Origin of the sequence: Lysinibacillus cavernae (genome assembly GCF_009724685.1) — a bacterium.
GTDB classification, from domain to species: Bacteria; Bacillota; Bacilli; order Bacillales_A; family Planococcaceae; genus Lysinibacillus; species Lysinibacillus cavernae.
The window spans coordinates 1-1,269 of sequence record NZ_WMEF01000032.1 but is presented as its reverse complement, the minus strand read 5'-3'; the positions used below and the strand labels follow the sequence as shown (position 1 = coordinate 1,269).

The following is a 1,269-nucleotide window of genomic DNA, read 5'->3' as shown; positions in this document are numbered from 1 at the left end:
TAAACTGTAGTTAACATTCTACTTAAAGGGGATTTTCTATGGCTCGAAAAAATCAGGTTTATTCAAATGAATTGAAATTAGAAGTAGTACAAGCTTATTTAAAAGGCAATGAAAGCTCGCAAAAAATTGCAGAAAAATATGGCATTCAAAATCGTTCGCAGGTGGTGGCTTGGGTCAAAAAGTTTAAAGAAGTGGGTTCGATTGAAGCGTTTAACCGTCTTCCATCCGCTGGTTCTGGAGCGAAAGGTGTGAAGAATCCTCTGAAAGGTAAACGAGTTCACTTTAAAGATGTGGAAGAAGAACGGGATTACTATAAGGCACAGGTGGAATTCCTAAAAAAGCAGTATCCAAATCTGTAAATGGAGGCATGCCAACTTATCCAGATCGTTATCGAATTATTGATGAGATGAAGAATCGTTACCCGATTACTTGGCTAACTGAAATGGCTAAAGTGCAACGTTCAGGCTATTATAGATGGGTAAAAAATGGAAAGGTATCGTTACGTAAACGGGATGATATCCTTTTAAAGGAGCACATTTTATCGATTCATCAAACACATAAAATGTATGGCTACCCACGTATGCAAATCGCCTTAAGAGACAAAGGGTTCAAAATAAATCACAAGAAAGTCTATCGATTAATGAGTGAGCTAGGCATTCAGTCCATTATCCGTAAGAAGCGTCGTGTGTGGAAAAACCAAGTATCTCGTGTATTCGATAACATCGTAGAACGCCAATTTAAAGAGCGTACAGAAAATGAAGTATTCGTCACAGATATTACGTACTTACCAACCAAAACTGGTTTTCTCTATCTTTCTGCGGTTCAAGATTTATATAATAACGAAATTGTCGCTTGGAAGATAAGCAAACGAAACGATTTAAAACTGGTCATAGATACGCTTGAAGAATTGACAGCAAAAAGAAATGTGTATCGAAGTATTCTCCATTCAGATCAAGGCTTTCAATACACATCGATTAACTATCATCAAACAGTGGAACAACTCGGCATGATTGGCAGCCATTCTCGTAAAGGGAACTGTCACGATAATGCCTGTATTGAATCATTCTTCTCCCATTTTAAAAGCGAGTGTTTGTATCTACTACAGGATAATTCTGAAGTAGAGATTATCCAAGCAGTTGAGCAATATATCTACTTTTACAACTATAAACGTTTTCAAAAACGACTCAACCATCTAGCGCCGATAGAATATCGACACCAGATGGCTGCGTAGTGTTTTTTAGTGTTGTCTACTTAACAGGGGTAAGTCCA

Annotated in this window: 1 protein-coding gene; it reads left to right on the top strand. The window is 37.5% G+C overall.

Annotated elements, in window-relative coordinates; genetic code table 11:
* Positions 1 to 38 precede the first annotated feature (38 nt).
* Positions 39 to 1,231, top strand: a protein-coding gene (locus GJU32_RS22810; RefSeq protein WP_155592825.1) for an IS3 family transposase whose coding sequence is annotated in 2 segments (ribosomal slippage) — positions 39 to 345 and positions 345 to 1,231 — 1,194 coding nt in all. Because the reading frame shifts where the segments join, the coding sequence is not laid out codon by codon here.
* Positions 1,232 to 1,269: the final 38 nt, after the last annotated feature.